Raw genomic sequence first — 17,718 nt, forward strand, 5'->3', positions numbered from 1 at the left:
CATCAACATCCGAGCGTCAGATCAACGCCAAGTGCCAGGTCAACACCCAAGTGCCAGATCAACACCCAAGTGTCAGACCACAGGCACCGGCGTGAAGCGGACCGGCAGCTCGGTCAGTCCCCTCAGCCAGGGCGAGGGTCGGCGCGTGAGGGACTCGGCGGGTATCGCCAGGTCGATGTCCGGCAGCCGGTCCAGTACGACCTCGATGGCCGTCCGCGCGATGACCTCGGCGATCTCCTGCGCCGGGAACGGGCAGCGGTGGTCACCGTGCCCGAAGGAGAAGTGCGCGTTGTTGCCGCCGGTGAGCGCGGACCCGTCGGTGCGGACCTGCGGGTCGGAGTTGGCGCCCTGGAGGCCGAGCAGCAACAGGTCGCCCGCGCGGATGCGGCGCCCGCCGAGGTGGGTGTCGCGGGACGCCCAGCGGCCGGCGACGGTCTGCGAGGGGGTGTCCTCCCACAGCACCTCGTTCATGGCCTCGGCGACGCTGTTGCGGCCGCCGAAGAGGGAGGCGGCGAAACGGTCGTCGGTGAGCATCAGCCGCAGCGAGTTGCCGATCCAGTCGGCGGTGGGCTGGTGGCCCGCCGCCAGCATCACCATGAGGTCCTGGACGATCTCCTCGTCGGTGAAGCCGGCGGGGTCGGCGAGCATCCGGGACACGACGTCGTCGGCGGGGTCCGCCTTCCGGTCGGCCAGCAGCTCGGCCATGGAGGTGCCCAGGTGGACCTGGCCCGCGATCGCCCCCTCCCGGCCGTTGATCATGTCGTTGAGGGCGGTGACCAGGCCCGGGCCCTGCTCGTCGGAGAAGCCGAAGAGGCGGGCGAGGACCCGCACCGGCAGCAGCATCGCGTAGTCGGCGACGAGGTCCGTCTCACCCTTGGCGCACACCGCGTCGATCAGTTCGTCGGCGAACCGCTCGGCGTGGCCGCGCAGTTCGGAGGCGTCGACCTCCTCCAGCGCATTGCTGATCATGCCGGCGCGTTCGCGGTGCGCTTCGCCGACGGTGTAGAGGATCGACGGCTGTTTGCGGCCGATCATCGGCAGCATCGGCCAGTCGTCGGGGATGGTGTCCCACTGGTTCCACAGGTCCGAGTCCCGGCTGAACAGGACCGGGTCGCCGGTGACCTGGTGCAGCTCGCGGTAGCCGAGGACCAGCCAGGCGGGCACGTCGCCGTCGAGCAGCACCGGCGTCACGGGACCGTGCTCGCGTCGCAGCTCCCGGTACAGGCGGGCGGGTTCGGACTGGAACCGGGGCCCGCTGAGCGGGACGGCGTCGGTGGTCACGCGAACTCCTGTCGGGGCAGGGCGGCTTGGGCGGCCTGACCGGCGTACCGGCCCTTGCCGGCGTACTCGTCCTTGATGTGCTGGACCAGCGTGATGAGGACCTGCTTGCTGGACGCGCGGGAACGAGCGTCGCAGTCGACCAGCGGCACGTGCGGGTCGAGGTCGAGGGCCTCGCGGACATCCGCCCGGGCGAAGGCGGGGCCGCCGAAGTCGTTGCAGGCCACGATGAACGGCGTGCCATGGTGTTCGAGGCGGTCGATGGCGTACCAGGAGTCGTCGATACGGCGGGTGTCGACGAGGACGACCGCGCCCAGCGTGCCGGAGAACAGGCGGTCCCACAGGAACCAGAACCGTTCCTGGCCGGGCGCGCCGAACAGGTAGAGCACATTGCGGGCGTCGAGCGTGATGCGGCCGAAGTCGAAGGCGACGGTGGTCGCGGTCTTGCCGCTCACCTCGCTGATGTCGTCGACCGCTTCGCCCGCCCGGGTCATCGTCTCCTCGGTGTTGAGGGGACGTATCTCGCTCACCGAGCGGACCAGGGTCGTCTTGCCGACGCCGAAACCGCCGACGACCACGATCTTCAGGCCGTTGTCGGCGGAGGCACCCAACGGGGTGCGCGCGTCAGAGATTGCGGAGTCCAACGAGCACCTGCTCCAGGAGGTCGGGTTCGGGTACGGCTGCCGTGTACGGGTGGCGGGCGCTGACGCGGCCCGCCGCGAGGAGGTCGGAGAGCAGGACCTTGGTGATGCTCACCGGCAGCCGCAGTTCGGCGGCGACCTCGACGACCGCGGTGGGGCGTTCGGCCATTTTGAGGATCGCCACGTGCTCCGACTGCATGCCGGGCCGCGGGTCGCCCTCGGCGACGACGAGGGTCACCAGGTCGAACGGGCTGTCGGGCCCGGACCGGGTGCGCCCTCCGGTGAGGGTGTAGAGGCGGTCCGGGGCGTCGTCCCTGCCGGGCCGGCTCATGACGTACGCGGCTGCGCGGTCAGATGCTCGCCGAGCTGCTCCACGAGTTCGCTCATGTTGTGGCCGACGAGACCGACGTCCGCGTCCTCGGTGGTGACCACGGCGAGGTGCGCGCCCTGGCCGGCCTCGACGATGAACAGGACGCCTCCGTAGAACTCCGTCATCGCCGACCGCACACCCCCGCTGCCGTCACCGAACTCGACGGACGCCCCGTGGGACAGCGACTGGATGCCGGCGGCGATCGCGGCGAGCTGGTCGGCCTGGTCGACGGTGAGCTCCGGCGTACGGCACAGCTTCAGGCCGTCGCGGGACAGCACGAGGGCGTGCCGTGCGCCCGGGGTCCGCTCCAGAAGGCCTTCTATGAGCCAGGTGAGCTTCTCGTCGGCGGTGGTTGTGCCGGTCATGAGGTGGGGTCGCCTTCCGGGTGCGCGTGCTGGTGGGACGGAACGTCGGCGGTCGCTTCGGTCGCTTCGGTCGTCTCGGCCGCTTCGGGTGCCGTGGCGGTGGCGTCAGGTGGGCCGCCGTCCCGGTCCGGGGCGTCCCGGTCCGGGGCGGCGGGGTCCGGGAGCGCGCCGATCCGGTCCGAGGCAGCCGCGGGCTGCGGATCGGTCTGGTCCGGCGCGGCGGCCCGTACGGCCTGACGGAAGCTGTTGAAGCGGGTCGCCCGGGTCTTGGCGTCGTCGACGGCCGGCGCGGGTCGCGGCTCGGTGGTACCGGCCGAACCGAGCCGACGCTCGGCCTCGGCCAGGGTCCGGCCACGGCGGCGCTTGGGCAGCCCCGAGGGCCGCTCGTCGGCCGCACGGTCTACGGCCGCGCGGTCTGCGGAGGCGCGGTCTGAGGCGCGGTCTGCGGAGGCGCGGACGGGCAGCGGGTCGGGGTCCGTGGAGTCGTGCCGGGGTACGGGTTCGGGGTCCGCGGAGTCGTGCGGTCGTACGGGATCGGGGTCCGGGCCGGTGGCGGAGTCGGCCGGGGCGGGGGTCGCCCGGGGGCGTGACTGCTCGGCGGGCGGTTTCGACTGCTCGGCGGACGCCTTGGCGGGCGGGCTCGGCAGCGTGGCGGGCGCCTCGGCCGCGGCCGGGTTGGTGAGGATGTCCTGCGGAAGCAGCATCAGGACGCCCGTTCCGCCACGCGCGGACGGCCGGAAGGAGACCTTCAGGCCGTACTTGCGGGCCAGCCGTCCGACCACGCCGAGACCGAGCCGGGTGCCGGTGAGACCGCCGATCCCGGCGGACTCGCCGGAGACCGCCTCCTCGGCGCGGCGCAGCTGCACCTCGCCCATGACGAGTCCGCTGTCCTCGACGGACACGATCACACCGGCCGGCACCTCCTCCACGTACACGTGGACCTCGGCGGTCGGCGGCGAGAAGTTGGCGGCGTTGTCGAGGAGTTCGGCGAGCGCGTGCATCACACCCTCGGCGGCGTGGCCGGCGACGGCGGCCTCGCTGGCCGAGTGGACGCGCACCCGTTGGTAGCCGCTGATACGGCCCATCGCGCCCCGCAGGATCGACTCCATGACGATGGGACGCGCCCAGCGGCGGCCGGAGCGGGCGCCGGTGAGGACCGCGACGGAGTCGGCGAGCCGGCCGGCCTGCGCGGTGCGGTGGTCGAGGTGGAGGAGGTCGGCGAGGACCTCCTCGTCGCTGTGCCGTTCCTCCATCGTCCGCAGGTCGGCGAGCATGCCGGTGGAGAGGGCCTGCATCCGGCCGGCCGCGTTGGCGGTGGCGGAGACAGCGGCGGTGCGCTCGCTGGTGGCCCGGCGGAGCTGGACGGTGAGCCGGGAGTTCTCGCCGGCGAGGCGGTCGCGTTCGTCGGTGAGCTGGGTGCGCTCCTCGGCGAAGGACTTGGTGAGGCGTTCGCGTTCCTCGGCGAGGGACGCGGTGAGCTGGGCACGTTCTTCGCCGAGGGACGCGGTGAGGCGTTCGCGTTCCTCGGCGAAGGATTCGGTGAGCTGGGCACGTTCTTTGCTTGCGGACTCGGTGATCCGGGTGCGTTCCCAGTCGAGCTCGGCCGTCAGCCGGGTGCGTTCCCGGGCCAGTTCGCCGGTCAGACGGTCGTGCTCCCGGCGGGACTCCTCGGTCAGGCGGACCCGTTCCTGGAGCAGCCGTCCGGCGTCCAGGGTGACGGCCTCCAGCCGGCGGCGGGTGAGGCGGACCGTCTGGATGCTGTGGGCGGCCAGGGCGACGGCCGCGCACAGCAGGAGGGCGGCGGCGCTCGCACCCCAGGCGAGGGGCGTGCGCACCGACGAGGGTGCCGCGGCGACCGCGCCGGCGACCGCCAACGCGGACAGGGCGGCGGTGAGCAGCAGGGCCGGCGCGACGGTGCGGAAGACGGGGCGGTCGCCGGAGAGGGTGGGCGCGGTCATGAAGGGGATCCTCGGTCGGGTGCTCGGGCGGTCGCCGTCGTGTCGTGGGCGGCCCTCTGTCGGGTCCTTTGGGTGCGGGTGGGTGGTCTTGGGCAGGCTAAGAAACACCACTGTCTGTTCAATGTGCTCAACTGGCGGTCACTATATGAGACTTCCTGATTGAATTGGGAAGGTCCTGGTTCCGTATTTGAAAAGTGGCCTCGGACCGGACGCGGATCGGGATCCCACCTGTGGACAAACGACGCCGCCTGTGGATAACCGGCCTCGTCGTCGGTGGTCGGATGCACCCTGGGTGCATGACGGATCTCGAGGCAGAGCTGCGCAGGGCCGTCCGGGGTGAGGTCGGGTTCGACGTCACGTCCCGGGCGCTGGTCACCATGGACGCGTCGAACTACCGGCGGGTGCCGCTCGGGGTGGTCGCCCCGCGGGACACCGACGACGTGGCGGCGGTCCTCGCGGTGTGCCGGGCGCACCGGGTGCCGGTCGTGCCACGCGGCGGGGGCACGTCGATCGCGGGGCAGGCGACGGGGACGGGCGTGGTGCTGGACTTCACCCGGCACATGAACCGCCTGCTGGCCCTCGACCCGGAGGCGGGCACCGCGGTCGTGCAGCCCGGCCTGGTCCTCGACCGCCTCCAGGAGGCCGCCGCCCCTCACGGTCTGCGCTTCGGCCCCGACCCCTCCACCCACAGCCGCTGCACGCTCGGCGGAATGATCGGCAACAACTCGTGCGGCTCGCACTCGGTGGCGTGGGGGACGACCGCGGACAGTGTGCGGGAGCTGTCCGTGGTCACCGCGCGCGGTGAGCGGCTGCGGCTGGGGCAGGGGTGGCAGGGCGCTCCCGAGGGCCTGCGAACTCTGGTGGAGGGAGAACTGGCGAGGTTGCGTACCGGCTTCCCCGAACTGCCCCGCCGTATCTCCGGATACGCGCTGGACGCGCTGCTGCCCGAGAAGGGCGCCGACGTCGCCCGTTCCTTCTGCGGTGCGGAGGGCACGCTCGGCGTGCTGACGGAAGCGGTCGTACGCCTGGTTCGGGCCCCCCGCGCGCGTGCGCTGGCCGTGCTGGCGTACGCCGACGAGAGCGCGGCGGCGGAAGCGGCGGCGGGCCTGCTCGTGCACGGTCCGCTCACCGTGGAGGGGATGGCGGCCGACCTGGTGCCGTCCGCGGCCCGGCTGCCCCGGGGCGGGGCCTGGCTGTTCGTGGAGACCGGCGCCGACAGCGAGCCGGAGGCACGCGCGCGTGCGGAGAGCATCGTGCGGGCGGCGGACGTCGTCGACGCCCTGGTGGTGACGGACCCGGCCCGGCAGCGGGCACTGTGGCGCATCCGGGAGGACGCGAGCGGAACGGCGACGAGGATGCCCGACGGCTCCGAGGCCTGGCCCGGCTGGGAGGACTGCGCGGTCCCGCCGGCCCGGCTGGGCGCGTATCTGCGGGACTTCAGGGGACTGCTGGGAGAACACGGGCTGCGCGGCACGCCGTACGGCCACTTCGGGGACGGCTGCATCCACGTCCGCATCGACTTCGACCTGCTGACGGAGCCGGGCGTGGCCCGCTTCCGCCGCTTCTCGGAGGACCTGGCCGACCTGGTCGTCGAACACGGCGGTTCGCTGTCCGGGGAGCACGGCGACGGGCAGGCACGGGCCGAGCTGCTGCCGAGGATGTACGGCGAGGAGACGGTCGCGCTGTTCGAGCGGGCGAAGGGGATCTGGGACCCCGACGACCTGCTCAACCCGGGCATGCTGGTCCGCCCGGCACCCCTCGACACCAACCTCCGCTTCTCCGTGCTCCCGCGCGAACCGGTGGACGTGGCCTTCGGCTACCCCACGGACGGCGGTGACTTCTCGGCCGCGGTACGCCGCTGCGTGGGGGTCGCGAAATGCCGTACGACGTCCGTGTCCGGGTCGTCCGTCATGTGCCCGTCCTTCCGGGCGACCGGCGAGGAGCAGCACTCCACGCGCGGGCGGGCCCGGCTGTTGCACGAGATGCTCGCGGGTGAGCTGGTGACGGACGGCTGGCGATCGGAGGAGGTCCGGGGCGCCCTCGACCTGTGCCTGTCCTGCAAGGGCTGCCGCTCCGACTGCCCGGTCGGCGTCGACATGGCCACGTACAAGGCGGAGTTCCTCCACCACCACTACGCGGGCCGCCGCCGCCCGGCCGCCCACTACAGCATGGGGTGGCTGCCGGTGTGGCTGCGGTGGGTGTCCCGTATGCGGGCGGGGGCGCTGGTCAACGCGCTGGCGGCGGTGGGCCCGTTGGCGGCGGTGGTGAAGCGGGTGGGCGGTATCGCCGGGGAGCGGGGGATCCCTCGGGTGGCGGGGGAGACGTTCAGCGGGTGGTGGCGGGGAAGGAGTACGCCGGTGAAGGGCCGGGCGGGGGTGGGGGTGGGGGCACGGGTGTTGTCGCGCGCGAGGGTCCGGTCGCAGATCCGGTCGCAGGTACAGGTGCAGGTGCAGGTGCAGGTGCAGGCCGAGGTTCAGGCCCCCGGTGACCTGGTGGTCCTCTGGCCGGACACGTTCACCGAGCACCTCTCGCCGGCGGTGGGCCGGGCGGCCGTACGGGTTCTGGAGGCGGCGGGCCTGAGGGTGGCGCTCCCGCCGACGCTGCGGCTGCGGGGACGGCCGGTGGGTGACGGCAGGTCGGCGGCCCTGAACCCCCTGACGGTGTTCCGCACGCGCGGCCGGGTCTGCTGCGGCCTGACCTACGTCTCCACCGGACAGCTCGACCGCGCCCGTACGGTGCTGCGCCGCACGCTCGACCTCATGACCCCGGTACTGGAGACGGACACCCCGGTCGTCGTCCTGGAACCCAGCTGCGCGGCCGCGCTCCGCACGGACCTGCCCGAGCTGCTGCACGACGACCCGCGCGCGGCCCGCCTCGCCGCGAGGGTCCTCACCTTCGCCGAGGCCCTGCAACGCCTGGCCCCCGACTGGACCCCGCCCCGCGTCGACCGCCCGGTGACCGGCCAGACCCACTGCCACCAGCACGCGGTCCTCGGCGACAAGGCCGACCGCCACCTGCGCGAAGCCGCGGGCCTCACCGGCGAGCTGGCGGGCGGCTGCTGCGGCCTCGCGGGTGACTTCGGCTTCGAGAAAGGCCACTTCGAGGTGTCGGCCGCGTGTGCGGAGGACCAGCTCCTGCCGGCCGTCCGGGAGGCCCCGGACGGCACGGTGATCCTCGCCGACGGCTTCTCGTGCCGGACACAGTTGGCGCAATTGGCGGGGGTACGGGGACGGCATCTGGCGGAGGTGCTGGCGGAGGGGCTGATGGAGGGACGGGACTGACGGGCCCCGGGACGGACCTGCGGGTGCCGCCGTACGACATACCCGCTGCGGTGGGCCGGCTCGTCACGGAGTGCGCCTACCCGGAGATCGCGGAGTGGGCCGACCACCACCTCAACGCCCGGGCCACCGACACCGACGCGCTGAAGGCGTTCGGACCCCGGGACAGCCGTGCCCGACCTCCTAATCTGGCCGGACCAGCCACGCCATCCGGGGGGATCAGTCACGTCAGGAGCCTGCGCATGCCTCTCCGCCTGCGGACCATCACGCGCGACGAGCACCTCGCGTTCGTCGCGGCCCGTCCCTCCGCCAGCCATCTGCAGGTCCCCTCGTGGGGCGAGGTGAAGCCGGACTGGCGGGCGGAGAGCCTGGGCTGGTCCGACGAGGAGGGGCGCCTCGTGGGGGCGGGGCTGGTGCTGTGCCGGCCGGTCCCGAAGCTGAGGAGATACCTCGCGTATCTGCCCGAGGGCCCCTTGATCGACTGGCACGCGACCGACCTCGACCGCTGGCTGGAGCCGCTGCTCGCCCACCTCAAGCGGCAGGGCGCCTTCTCGGTCAGGATGGGGCCGCCGGTCGTCGTACGCCGATGGAGTGCCGACGCGGTCAAGGCGGCGATCGCCGATCCGGACGTCCACCGGCTGCGGGACGTCGCGGCCACCTCGTACGAACCCGGTGCCCTCGACATCGCCGAACGCCTGCGCAGGGCCGGGTGGCGGCAGTCCGAAGCGGGCGCCGAGGACGGCTTCGCCGCCGGTCAGCCCCGGTACGTCTGCCAGGTACCGTTCGCCGGACGGTCGTTGGAGGACATCCAGGGCGGCCTCAACCAGCAGTGGCGGCGCAACATCAAGAAGGCCGAGAAGGCCGGCGTGAAGGTCGTCCGCGGGGGATACGCCGACCTCCCGGCCTTCTACGAGCTGTACGCCGAGACCGCCGACCGCGACCGCTTCCTCCCGCGCCCTCTGCCCTACTTCCAGCGCATGTGGACCGCGCTCACCGCCGAACACCCCGACCGGATGCGGCTCTATCTCGCCCACCACGACGGCGATGTCCTCGCCGCCGCCACCATGCTCACCGTCGGCGACCACGTCTGGTACTCCTACGGTGCCTCCACCGCCCGCAAACGCGAGGTCCAGCCCAACAACGCCATGCAGTGGCGGATGATGACCGACGCCCACGAACTCGGCGCCGCCGTCTACGACTTCCGGGGCATCACCGACACCCTGGAGGAGACCGACCACCTGCTCGGCCTGTTGCGTTTCAAGACGGGCGCGGGCGGCGAGGCCGTCGAGTACCTCGGGGAGTGGGACTTCCCGCTCAACCGGCTGCTGCACAAGGCTCTGGGGCTGTACATGGCACGGCGCTGACCGCACGGGCGGGTACGCGCGGACCTCTCGCGTTACGCCGGGGTGGCCGGAGAGGCCGTTGAGACAGTGGCGAAAAAGGTGCACACCCCTGACGAAGTCCACTACTCTGGACTTCAACGTACAGCGAGATGAACGAACCTCGAGTCGCCCCGGAAGGCCCCTCCGTGAGTACCCCCTCCGCCCCGACCCCGACCCCGGTCACCTCAAGCCAGGCCGGCACCGGCGCCCCGGTCGGCGCCCCGCCCCGCCGCGGCTCCCTCGGCCCGGTGGGCATGGTGCTCGCCGGAGGGATCTCGGTGCAGTTCGGCGCGGCCCTCGCGGTGACCCTGATGCCGAGGGTCGGCGCGCTCGGCGTGGTCACGCTGCGGCTGCTGGTGGCGGCCGTCGTGCTCCTGGGGGTCTGCCGTCCCCGGCTGCGCGGCCATTCCCGTGCGGACTGGGGCACGGTCGTCGTCTTCGGCGTCACCATGGCCGCGATGAACGGCCTCTTCTACCAGGCCCTCGACCGCATCCCCCTCGGCACCGCCGTCACCCTGGAGGTGCTCGGCCCGCTCGCCCTCTCGGTCCTCGCCTCCCGGCATGCGATCAACGTGCTGTGGGCCGCGCTCGCCCTGGCCGGCGTCTTCCTCCTCGGCGGCGGAGGCTTCGACGGCCTTGACCCGGTCGGCGTGGCCTTCGCTCTCGGCGCGGGCGCCATGTGGGCGACGTACATCCTCTTCAGCGCGCGTACGGGCCGCCGCTTCCCGCAGGCCGACGGGCTCGCGCTCGCCATGGTGGTCGCGGCGCTGGTGTTCCTGCCGCTCGGCATCGCCGAGGCGGGTACGAAGCTCCTCGACCCGACGGCCATCGCCCTGGGTTCGGCGGTCGCCCTGCTCTCCACCGTCCTCCCCTACACCCTCGAACTCCTCGCCCTGCGCCGCCTGCCCGCCTCCACCTTCGCGATCCTCATGAGTCTGGAACCCGCCATCGCCGCCACCGCCGGCTTCCTGATCCTCGACCAGGCCCTGACGGCCACCGAGGCCGTCGCGATCGCCCTGGTCATCGTGGCCAGCATGGGCGCGGTGCGGACGCAGGTGGGGCGGACGAGGGCGAAGGGGACCGAGGCCTGAGGGCGCGTCGGACCCGCGTCGACCCGCGTCGGACCCGCGTCGACCCGCGTCGGACCCCGCAGGGCTACGCCGACACCGCCACCACCTGCTTGCCCACGGACCCGCCTCGCTCGAACGCCTCGTGTGCCGCCGTGATCTCCGCGAGCGGGTACACCCCGTCGACCACCGGGCGCAGCGCGCCCGAGGTGACGTGAGCGGCCACATCGCGGAGCACCGCCGTGCCGGGGTTCGCGCTGAACGTGCGGATGCGGCGGGAGCCGTACACCGTCGACGCCGCGATGGCGGCCATGGCGGGGGCCGACAGGCCGACCGTGACCATCCGGCCGCCCTTGGTCAACCGGCTGCGGTAGCAGTTCAGTTCCGTGCCGACCGTGTCGACGATGACGTCGAACGGGCCGAGCCGGTCCGAGGTGGTGGTGCCGTAGTCGAGGACCTCGTCGGCGCCCAAGCTGGTGAGGACCTGGGCGTGGCGCTCGCGGGCCAGTGCGGTCACGTGACAGCCCAGCGCGTGGGCCAGTTGGACGGCGGCCGTGCCGACTCCGCCGGCCGCGCCCCGGACGAGGACCCGTTCCCCCTTCGCGGCGTGCACGGAGTCCCGCAGCGCGAGAAGCGCGGTCGCGCCCGCGACGACCAGGGAGGCCGCGTCGACGGACGAGACGCCCTCCGGGGCGGGCGCGATCCGGTCCGCGAGGACCACGACGTACTCGGCCGCCCCAGCGGTGGTGTGCCGCTGCCGGGGATGCACCATGCCCCACACGCGGTCCCCGGCCCGGTAGCCCTCGACACCGTCGCCGGTCTCCACGACGACACCTGCGAAGTCCAGCCCCGTGCCGATCGGGAAGCGGCGTCCCGACATCATTTTCAGCTCCCCGGCGCGGACGACCGCGTCGTGTCCGTTCACGCTGGACGCCTCCACCGACACCAGCACCTCGCCCGCGCCCGGGGCCGGGCGGGCGACCTCGTTGACCCGCAGGACGTCCGGGGCACCGAAACTCGTGATCTGGGCTGCCTTCATGGGGTGTCCTTCCGGGGTCGGCTGGTGTCGATCTGATTCTGGGCCCTGCGCGCGGCATCACGGTCGTTCGGCTTTTCCTGGGACTGGCAGACCCACCCTCCGGGTCCGCACCGGCGCCATACTGACGCGGTGACCGATGACTCCGCCGCCGTGCCCCTCGCCCTGACCGATGACTCCCTCGCCATGCCCGCCGCCGTGACCGACGATCCCCGGCGTGAACTCGCCGAGTTCCTGCTGACCCGCCGGACTCGCGTACGCCCGGAGGACGTCGGGCTCGAACCCGGCCCGAGGCGGCGCGTCGCCGGGCTGCGGCGGGAGGAACTGGCGCTGCTGGCGGGGGTGAGCTCGGACTACTACCAACGCATGGAGCAGGGACGGCAGGTGCACCCCTCCGAGCAGGTTCTGGACGCCCTCGCGCGCGCCCTCAACTTCACCGCCGAGGAGTCCCGGCACCTGCACGGCCTCGCCGCCGCGGCCCGTACGCCCGCCCGCCGTCCGCGTGAACACGCGCCGGAGGAGGTGCCGTCGACCACGCTGCGGCTGCTGAACACCATGCCCGCGCCCGCGCTGGTCGTCGGCCGCTTCCTGGACGTGCTGGCCTGGAGCCCGCTGGCCGGGGCGCTGCTGGGCGAGTTCACCCGGCTCCCGCTGACGGAACGGAACCTGCTGTCGCTGCTGCTGCACCCGGAGGCCGACCAGACCTGCCCGAACCGGACGGCCACCGTCGCCGAGTTGATCGCGATGCTGCGCACGCAGGTCGCCGCCTGCCCGGGGCACCCGCGCGCCGTGCAACTGATCGGTGAACTCGCGGTCAACAGCGACGAGTTCGCCACGCTGTGGGCCCGGCACGATGTGGAGGAAACGACGCGCGGCCGGATGCGGGTGAACCACCCGCTGGTCGGGGAGCTGAATCTGGACTGGGACGCGTACCCGCTGCCCGGTGATCCCGGTCCCATGCTGATCGTCTACACCGCCGAGGAGGGCGGCCCCGACGCCGAGCGACTCCAACTGCTCGCCGGTCTGGTGCAGGGCTCGTGACCTCTGGTCCGGTGTAGGGCTTGTGCTCCCGGCCTGGCGGGGGGCCGTGACCTCTGGTCCGGTGCAGGGCCCGTGCCTCCGCCTGGAGTAGGGGGTCCCCGTAGTAATCGCCGAAAAAACAACGGATTTCCCTGACCTGCGCGGATGTGGTCTGGCTCGTTGATCAGCCGTCCTGCCCGACAGGTTCGGCAGCGGCGCCGTCGCGGTGCTTGCGCAGTTCCCGGTAGAGCGTGGAGCGGCTGACGCCGAGTTCGGCGGCGACTTGCTCGGGGATCGCGCCATCCTTGATCCGTTGGGCGGCTCCAGCGCGGGTGGTCGCGTTGAGCTTCCCGGGGCGGCCGGTCGGCAGGCCGCGGGCTTCCTTGGCCGCGCGGGCACCGGCGGCACGTTCCCAGCATGTAGATCCGCTCCATCTGGGCGAACATCGCCAGCAGTGCGATGGCCATGTCGGTGCCGAGTCCCGGCTCGCTGGTGTCCACGGCGAGCTTGTCGCCGAGCGTGCGCAGGAAGACACTTCGCTCGGTGAGGTCGTGCACGAGGTTCAGGGTCTCGCGCATGTTCCGGCCAAGCCGGTCCAGCGTCAGCACGTTGATCCGGTCCCCGGGACGGGCGAAGCCAAGCAGAGCCCTCAAGCCCTCGCGTTCCATGTTGGCGCGGGTGCGCTTGTCGACGTAGACGTGTTCCTCGGCGACGCCGGCATCCCGCATCGCGTCGATCTGCCGGTCGAGGTCCTGAGCGGTCGTGCTTACACGGCAGTACGCAAGATCCATCCCGCGACTGTCCTCCCATAACTTGACGCCGTGACGCAGGTTTTGACCAAGCCTTATGACACCAGCTTCTGAGACAGTGCGACCTGCGGCAATGCGATCACGTGTCGACGGTCGGCCTCCTGTGTCACATCCATGCTTGTGACACACGGAACCGGGGGTTCAGGACCCGCGGCATGTGGTGGATCTGCGTTGTTCGCTTTCCTGGACGACCACAGCCGAGTGATGGTCGGGCACCGCTGGGGCTTTATGGAGGACTCCGTCCGTCAGTCCCGCACCTTACTTATTAGTAGGCGTCGCGGCTCAGCGCCGCCCTGAGCCGCCGGGCCTGCTTGATCAGCTGTGATGAGCCCTTGCGTGCCGCCAGCTCGTCGATCTCCGGTATCGCGCCGCGGGCCCCGGACCGCTCCGCGCAGTCGGCCGCGAGCGTGAGCAGAGCGCCGCCGGCGGGTGCCGGTTCTCCCGCCAGGAGCCCGGGGAGGGCGCCCGAGAACACTGCCCACACCGTGGCGTAAGCACCGGTGCGCGCCGCTTCCTGCAGCGCCGCCACGACCCGCTTCAACGTGAGGCGGCGCAGGCCGGTCAGCTCGGCGATGTCCCGGCCGAGCCCTTCCGCGTCGAGCTGTCCGCGAGCGGCCAGCACGAGCATCGCGTCCACCGCGAAGAGTTGTTCCTCGATGCGCCGTGCCCCGAGCCCGTACGCCACCAGCAGATGGGTCGCGGGCCCGGCCGGCCCGCCCGACTCGGCCAGCGCGGGCAGCACGGGCACCCCGTGACCGAGGTGGTCGGAGTCGGCCAGGGCCGAGAAGGCCGACAGCATCCGTGCCGCGATGATCTCCCGGTGCTGGGGCAGGAGGGCCAGGGCCTGCGGGGTGCACTGCCCGCCGCCCCGGCACTTGCATGGAGCGCCGATGGGGTCATGCGCGCCGAGCAGGGAGCGGAACGGCTCGGGATAGTCCTCGTGCCCGGGAAGGGCCTCGGTGCGCACGAGCACACCGGGGCGGGTAATCCTGAGCCTCAGCCCCTCGGTTTCCCGGGAGAGGACGGGATCGGGCAGGCCGCCCGAGGCGAGCCAGGCGGCCAGCCGCCGCCCCGCCGGGGAGGTGAGCCGGTCCGCCGCGGCCCGCGCTTCGAGCGGCACCTCCCGGTCCAGCCGCAGCAGGGCCTGGTCGAGGTCCGCCGGGCCGGGCTCGGTGCCCGAGTCCTCGTACGCGGCGAGCCGGGCCGCCAGCTCCGACGGGTCGATGGTCCCCGTCGTCCAGGTGGGCGTGGCCAACAGGAACGGCAAGGGGTCCCCGAATTCCAGCCGCGCCCCGATCTCGGCCACGCGGCTGAGGCAGACGGACCAGATCGCCGTGTGCGGGCACTGGTGCTCCTGGAACCGGAAACGGAGGGCGCCCAGGCCGGACTGGATGCGGAGGGTGCGGGTCTTCTCCTCCGCAGCCTTGCCCATGACGAACATGACGACAGCTTCGAGCGCTTGTGCGAAGACGTTGTCGCTCAGCCATGAGGCAGGCTGCCGGTGCGCTGCGACGACCGGTTCCAGGGCCGTGCGGAGCCCCGCCAGGTCGGCGTGGGCGTGGACCACGAGGCTGTTCAGCGCCCGCTCCTCCTGCGTCGGGGTGCCCTTGCCGCGCAGCAGCGCGACGACCTCCTCGGCGAGTTCGGCAGGGGCGAGCGGTGCGGGATCCAGGCGCTCGGGGTACGGCACGGGCGGCAGGACGTCGCCCTCTGCGGCGGGCGGATCGGCCTCCTCGTCGGCCACGGCGCCGCCGAACGCCTCGACCGCGCGTTCACGCAGGTCGGAGGGGAGCAGCTCGGCACTCGCCGCCAGTTCGGCGAGGATGGCGTCGCCCGCGTGCTTGCGGTGGCGGACGGCCAGGGCGAGGGCTTTGCCCTGGAGGCTGTGGTCCTCGTGGCCGAAGGCCTCGGCGGTCACCGGCAGCAGCTCGTCCGTGAGAGACCGATCGTGCTTGATCGCCTTGTCGAGCATGGCCAGTTGGGCGCGCACGATCTTCTTCTCGGGCCGGAACAGGGCGGCCCTGGATGCCTCGACCAGGTGCTCGGTCTCCAGACGGCCCGCCTCGTCGAGTTCGGCCAGCTTCTCCTGGGCGCGGGCGGCCGCCAGCGAGTGCCCGCCGGAGAGCATCCGTACCCAGGTGAGGGTGTGCGCCGCCCGCTCGTCCGCGGTCAGGTCCAGGGCGGTCAGCAGGGCGAGGAAGCCCTTCACGATGCCGAGCCTGCCACCGCGCAGCAGCCGCGACAGACAGCCCTCGACCAGCATCTCGCGGCTGAGCAGTCCTTCCCGGGCGAGTGCGGCGAGCGCGTCGGGCCATCCGGGGTCGGTGTCCCGGGTGTACTGGAAGTCCGAGCCGGCCTCGTCCACCTCGAAGAGCCGGGGGACCGCCGCTTTAAGGAACGGATCGTCCCGCAGCCTTTCCTCGATCGTCTTACCCCGCTCCGGGATGTCCCTCTCCCAGCCGAGGATGAAGCTGTCCGTCATGGGCGGCTCGCAGCCGGCGATCAGCGACAGCCGCTTGATCAGCCCGTACTCCCACCCGCCGACGATGCGGCGCTCCGCCAGCCGGCGCGCCACCTCGGCCAGCCACTCGGGGGCACGGTCGCCCATCACGCCGACGACCACCTGGGGATCCTCGGGCCCGAGCCACCACAGATCGCGGCTCGTGAGCCACTGGACCGCGGCCGCCGCGCCGGTGCAGCACCCCGCCCCGGCGAGCAGCAGGCCCCGGCGCACCAGCAGGTGCCCCTCGCCCCAGAAGTCCGGGGTGTCCTTGCGCCACTGCTTGAGCACCGGCAGCCCCTTCCGCCGCTCCGCGTCGGTCAGGGCGCCGACCAGCTCGGGGATGTCCTCGACGCGGCCCTCGCGCACCGCTTCCAGCAGGGCGCGGATGCCTTCCACGGTCCCGTCGGATATCCGGTAGTCGGGGAAGTCGTGGGTGAAGGTCATCGGGTGTCTCCGGTGGGGGTGTCGGCCTTGTCCTGGGCGGTGGCGGTCGTACGGGGCGCGGCCGCGCGGCGGGCGATGCGGACGGCGAGGGCGTGCTTGCACGGGCCGCGTCCGCCGCGGTATTCGGCCCACCAGCGGCAGGTGCAGGTCAGCCGCCCTTCGGCGGACCTCACGCGGTGGCTGTGGTCCTCGACGGTGACGGTGGCCGTCTCACCGTCGACGCGCACCGCGCCCGCGTCGACGAGGGCGCGGGCGGCGCGCAGCCGGGGGTTGTCCCGCTCGGCCCGTCCGGTGTCGTATGGCAGCTCCCGGTGGAAGTATGCCGCCTCCGCTGTGTCGTAGCCGATGCGCCCGGCCGTTGCGAGGCGGGTGAGCGCGGCCCGTACCCGCTGCGGGGTCAGCCCGGACTGCGCGGCGAGGTCGGCGATGTCGACGGCGGGATCCCAGGCGAGCAGCACGGACACCAGGTCGGCGTCCTCGGCCGACTCGTCCGCCGCCAGGGCGTCGAGGACGCCGCCCTCGCCGGAGAAGCCCCGTGTCGTGTCCGGGGACAGGGTGAGGGTCAGCCGCATCCCGGGGAGTCCGATCTCCCACGCGCTCGCCACCGGGCCGCTGCCCGCCGTGACGGCCGGGCCGTGGATCCGCAGCCCCGTCGCATGGCGCAGCACCCGGGTCAGCGCGGTCAGCCGCTCGGGCCCGGGCAGGCAGACCGCGCCGGGGACCGGCCGGGTGGTGGCGCGCAGCGAGCGGCCCGCCGGGACGACCCAGCGCGCTCCCTTGGAGGCGCCGCGGGTCGTGCTGGGGCGTGGCAGCGCGCGGAGGAAACGTACGGCCTCGGCCGCGGGGAGTTCGGCCCGCAGGTCGAAGCCGGAGGTGATCACCTGGGTCTCGGCGAAACCGCGCAGCCAGCGCTCGGGCAGCGGCACCTTCTTCTCCACCACCGGCCCGTCGAAGGTGGTGACGGTCATCTCGTCGGGCCCGACCTCCAGACGCAGCGGATCGCTCGCGCCCACCCGGGTCAGGGCGTCCCGCAGCGGGATGTTCACGTCGACGTTGGTCGTGCCGTGCCCGATATCACCGTCGAGGGCGTCGCCCAGCATGTCGAGCCGCGCGTACACCCCGCAGCAAGCGGAGAACGACTCTAACCTCAGCCGGTCCCCGTTCCCGGTGACGACCGGGTCACGCCAGTGGTCGAGCTGCGGCTGGTAGTAGCGGGCGGCGGCGATGTCCGCGACGCACAGCAGCCCGGCGGCGGTGGCCTGGGGGTGGGTCAGGAAGCCGCTGAAGAAGCGCGGATGGGCTTCCTGTCCGGCCGGGGTGGCGCCGCCGGAGGTCTCCAGACCGATGCTCCGTCCCTCTGCCGTGCTGTGCACGGCAGAGGGACGGAGATAGGTGTACGTCTGTGCCGTTCTCGTCATGGCCGAGATGCTAGGGGCCACCACTGACACTTCGCTGGGGTGCGTGCCAGGTCGGACATCAGCATGTCGAAGACCTCGATCGCCTCGTCCGCGGCCCGGTTCCGCATCGCGGCGGCGAACGCCACCAAGTGGCCATCCGCCGGGGTTCG

Annotated in this window: 13 protein-coding genes; 5 read left to right on the forward strand and 8 right to left on the reverse strand. The window is 72.6% G+C overall.

The window, feature by feature from the left end; all coding sequences use genetic code 11:
- Positions 1–72: 72 nt before the first annotated feature.
- The 5 genes from M2271_RS33515 to M2271_RS33535 are packed head-to-tail and all read right to left on the reverse strand — an operon-like array spanning position 73 to position 4,612.
- Complete coding sequence (locus M2271_RS33515) at positions 73–1,281, reverse strand: cytochrome P450 (RefSeq protein WP_280891174.1); 1,209 nt, start codon at positions 1,279–1,281, stop codon at positions 73–75.
- Positions 1,278–1,889, reverse strand: coding sequence for an ATP/GTP-binding protein (locus M2271_RS33520; RefSeq protein ID WP_280891218.1), 612 nt, complete (start codon positions 1,887–1,889; stop codon positions 1,278–1,280). The genes M2271_RS33515 and M2271_RS33520 overlap by 4 nt, the downstream gene beginning before the upstream one ends.
- 13 nt (positions 1,890–1,902) lie before the next feature.
- Positions 1,903–2,250 (reverse strand): DUF742 domain-containing protein, encoded by a 348-nt coding sequence (locus M2271_RS33525; RefSeq protein ID WP_280891175.1) that lies wholly within the window; start codon positions 2,248–2,250, stop codon positions 1,903–1,905.
- The gene (locus M2271_RS33530; RefSeq protein ID WP_217236904.1) at positions 2,247–2,654 is read right to left on the reverse strand and encodes a roadblock/LC7 domain-containing protein; all 408 of its coding nucleotides are present in this window, start codon (positions 2,652–2,654) and stop codon (positions 2,247–2,249) included. The genes M2271_RS33525 and M2271_RS33530 overlap by 4 nt, the downstream gene beginning before the upstream one ends.
- Complete coding sequence (locus M2271_RS33535; RefSeq protein WP_280891176.1) at positions 2,651–4,612, reverse strand: ATP-binding protein; 1,962 nt, start codon at positions 4,610–4,612, stop codon at positions 2,651–2,653. The genes M2271_RS33530 and M2271_RS33535 overlap by 4 nt, the downstream gene beginning before the upstream one ends.
- A gap of 296 nt (positions 4,613–4,908) precedes the next feature.
- Here M2271_RS33535 and M2271_RS33540 point away from each other — a divergent pair, with 296 nt between their 5' ends.
- The 3 genes from M2271_RS33540 (at position 4,909) to M2271_RS33550 (ending at position 10,363) form a co-directional block, all read left to right on the forward strand.
- Positions 4,909–7,893 carry an FAD-binding and (Fe-S)-binding domain-containing protein gene (locus tag M2271_RS33540; protein ID WP_280891177.1) on the forward strand — a complete coding sequence of 995 codons (2,985 nt, stop codon included), beginning with the start codon at positions 4,909–4,911 and terminating at the stop codon, positions 7,891–7,893.
- 239 nt (positions 7,894–8,132) lie between these two features.
- Positions 8,133–9,254, forward strand: coding sequence for a peptidoglycan bridge formation glycyltransferase FemA/FemB family protein (locus M2271_RS33545; protein ID WP_280891219.1), 1,122 nt, complete (start codon positions 8,133–8,135; stop codon positions 9,252–9,254).
- Positions 9,255–9,418: 164 nt separating this feature from the next.
- The gene (locus tag M2271_RS33550) at positions 9,419–10,363 is read left to right on the forward strand and encodes an EamA family transporter (protein WP_280891178.1); all 945 of its coding nucleotides are present in this window, start codon (positions 9,419–9,421) and stop codon (positions 10,361–10,363) included.
- A gap of 64 nt (positions 10,364–10,427) precedes the next feature.
- On the opposite strand, the gene M2271_RS33555 is transcribed toward M2271_RS33550, so the two are convergent.
- Positions 10,428–11,378, reverse strand: coding sequence for an NAD(P)-dependent alcohol dehydrogenase (locus M2271_RS33555; RefSeq protein WP_280891179.1), 951 nt, complete (start codon positions 11,376–11,378; stop codon positions 10,428–10,430).
- A gap of 183 nt (positions 11,379–11,561) precedes the next feature.
- Here M2271_RS33555 and M2271_RS33560 point away from each other — a divergent pair, with 183 nt between their 5' ends.
- Together M2271_RS33560 and M2271_RS33565 are read left to right on the forward strand one after the other, a co-directional pair.
- The gene (locus tag M2271_RS33560; protein ID WP_280891220.1) at positions 11,562–12,416 is read left to right on the forward strand and encodes a helix-turn-helix transcriptional regulator; all 855 of its coding nucleotides are present in this window, start codon (positions 11,562–11,564) and stop codon (positions 12,414–12,416) included.
- Positions 12,417–12,778: 362 nt separating this feature from the next.
- Entirely contained in the window at positions 12,779–13,207 is a 429-nt protein-coding gene (locus tag M2271_RS33565) for a hypothetical protein (RefSeq protein WP_280891180.1), read from the forward strand.
- A gap of 262 nt (positions 13,208–13,469) precedes the next feature.
- Here the strand turns inward: M2271_RS33565 and M2271_RS33570 are convergent, their stop codons facing one another.
- Entirely contained in the window at positions 13,470–16,151 is a 2,682-nt protein-coding gene (locus M2271_RS33570) for a DUF6493 family protein (RefSeq protein WP_280891181.1), read from the reverse strand.
- Complete coding sequence (locus tag M2271_RS33575) at positions 16,148–17,569, reverse strand: SWIM zinc finger family protein (protein WP_280891182.1); 1,422 nt, start codon at positions 17,567–17,569, stop codon at positions 16,148–16,150. The genes M2271_RS33570 and M2271_RS33575 overlap by 4 nt, the downstream gene beginning before the upstream one ends.
- Positions 17,570–17,718 lie beyond the last annotated feature (149 nt).

It is taken from the genome of Streptomyces sp. LBL, assembly GCF_029893585.1.
GTDB lineage: Bacteria > Actinomycetota > Actinomycetes > Streptomycetales > Streptomycetaceae > Streptomyces.

Coding starts and splice junctions, on each gene's coding strand:
- M2271_RS33560 (WP_280891220.1), top strand. CDS start 11,562: ATGCCCGCCGCCGTGACCGACGATCCCCGGCGTGAACTCGCCGAGTTC.
- M2271_RS33525 (WP_280891175.1), bottom strand. CDS start 2,250: ATGAGCCGGCCCGGCAGGGACGACGCCCCGGACCGCCTCTACACCCTC.
- M2271_RS33540 (WP_280891177.1), top strand. CDS start 4,909: ATGACGGATCTCGAGGCAGAGCTGCGCAGGGCCGTCCGGGGTGAGGTC.
- M2271_RS33575 (WP_280891182.1), bottom strand. CDS start 17,569: ATGACGAGAACGGCACAGACGTACACCTATCTCCGTCCCTCTGCCGTG.
- M2271_RS33530 (WP_217236904.1), bottom strand. CDS start 2,654: ATGACCGGCACAACCACCGCCGACGAGAAGCTCACCTGGCTCATAGAA.
- M2271_RS33555 (WP_280891179.1), bottom strand. CDS start 11,378: ATGAAGGCAGCCCAGATCACGAGTTTCGGTGCCCCGGACGTCCTGCGG.
- M2271_RS33535 (WP_280891176.1), bottom strand. CDS start 4,612: ATGACCGCGCCCACCCTCTCCGGCGACCGCCCCGTCTTCCGCACCGTC.
- M2271_RS33570 (WP_280891181.1), bottom strand. CDS start 16,151: ATGACCTTCACCCACGACTTCCCCGACTACCGGATATCCGACGGGACC.
- M2271_RS33545 (WP_280891219.1), top strand. CDS start 8,133: ATGCCTCTCCGCCTGCGGACCATCACGCGCGACGAGCACCTCGCGTTC.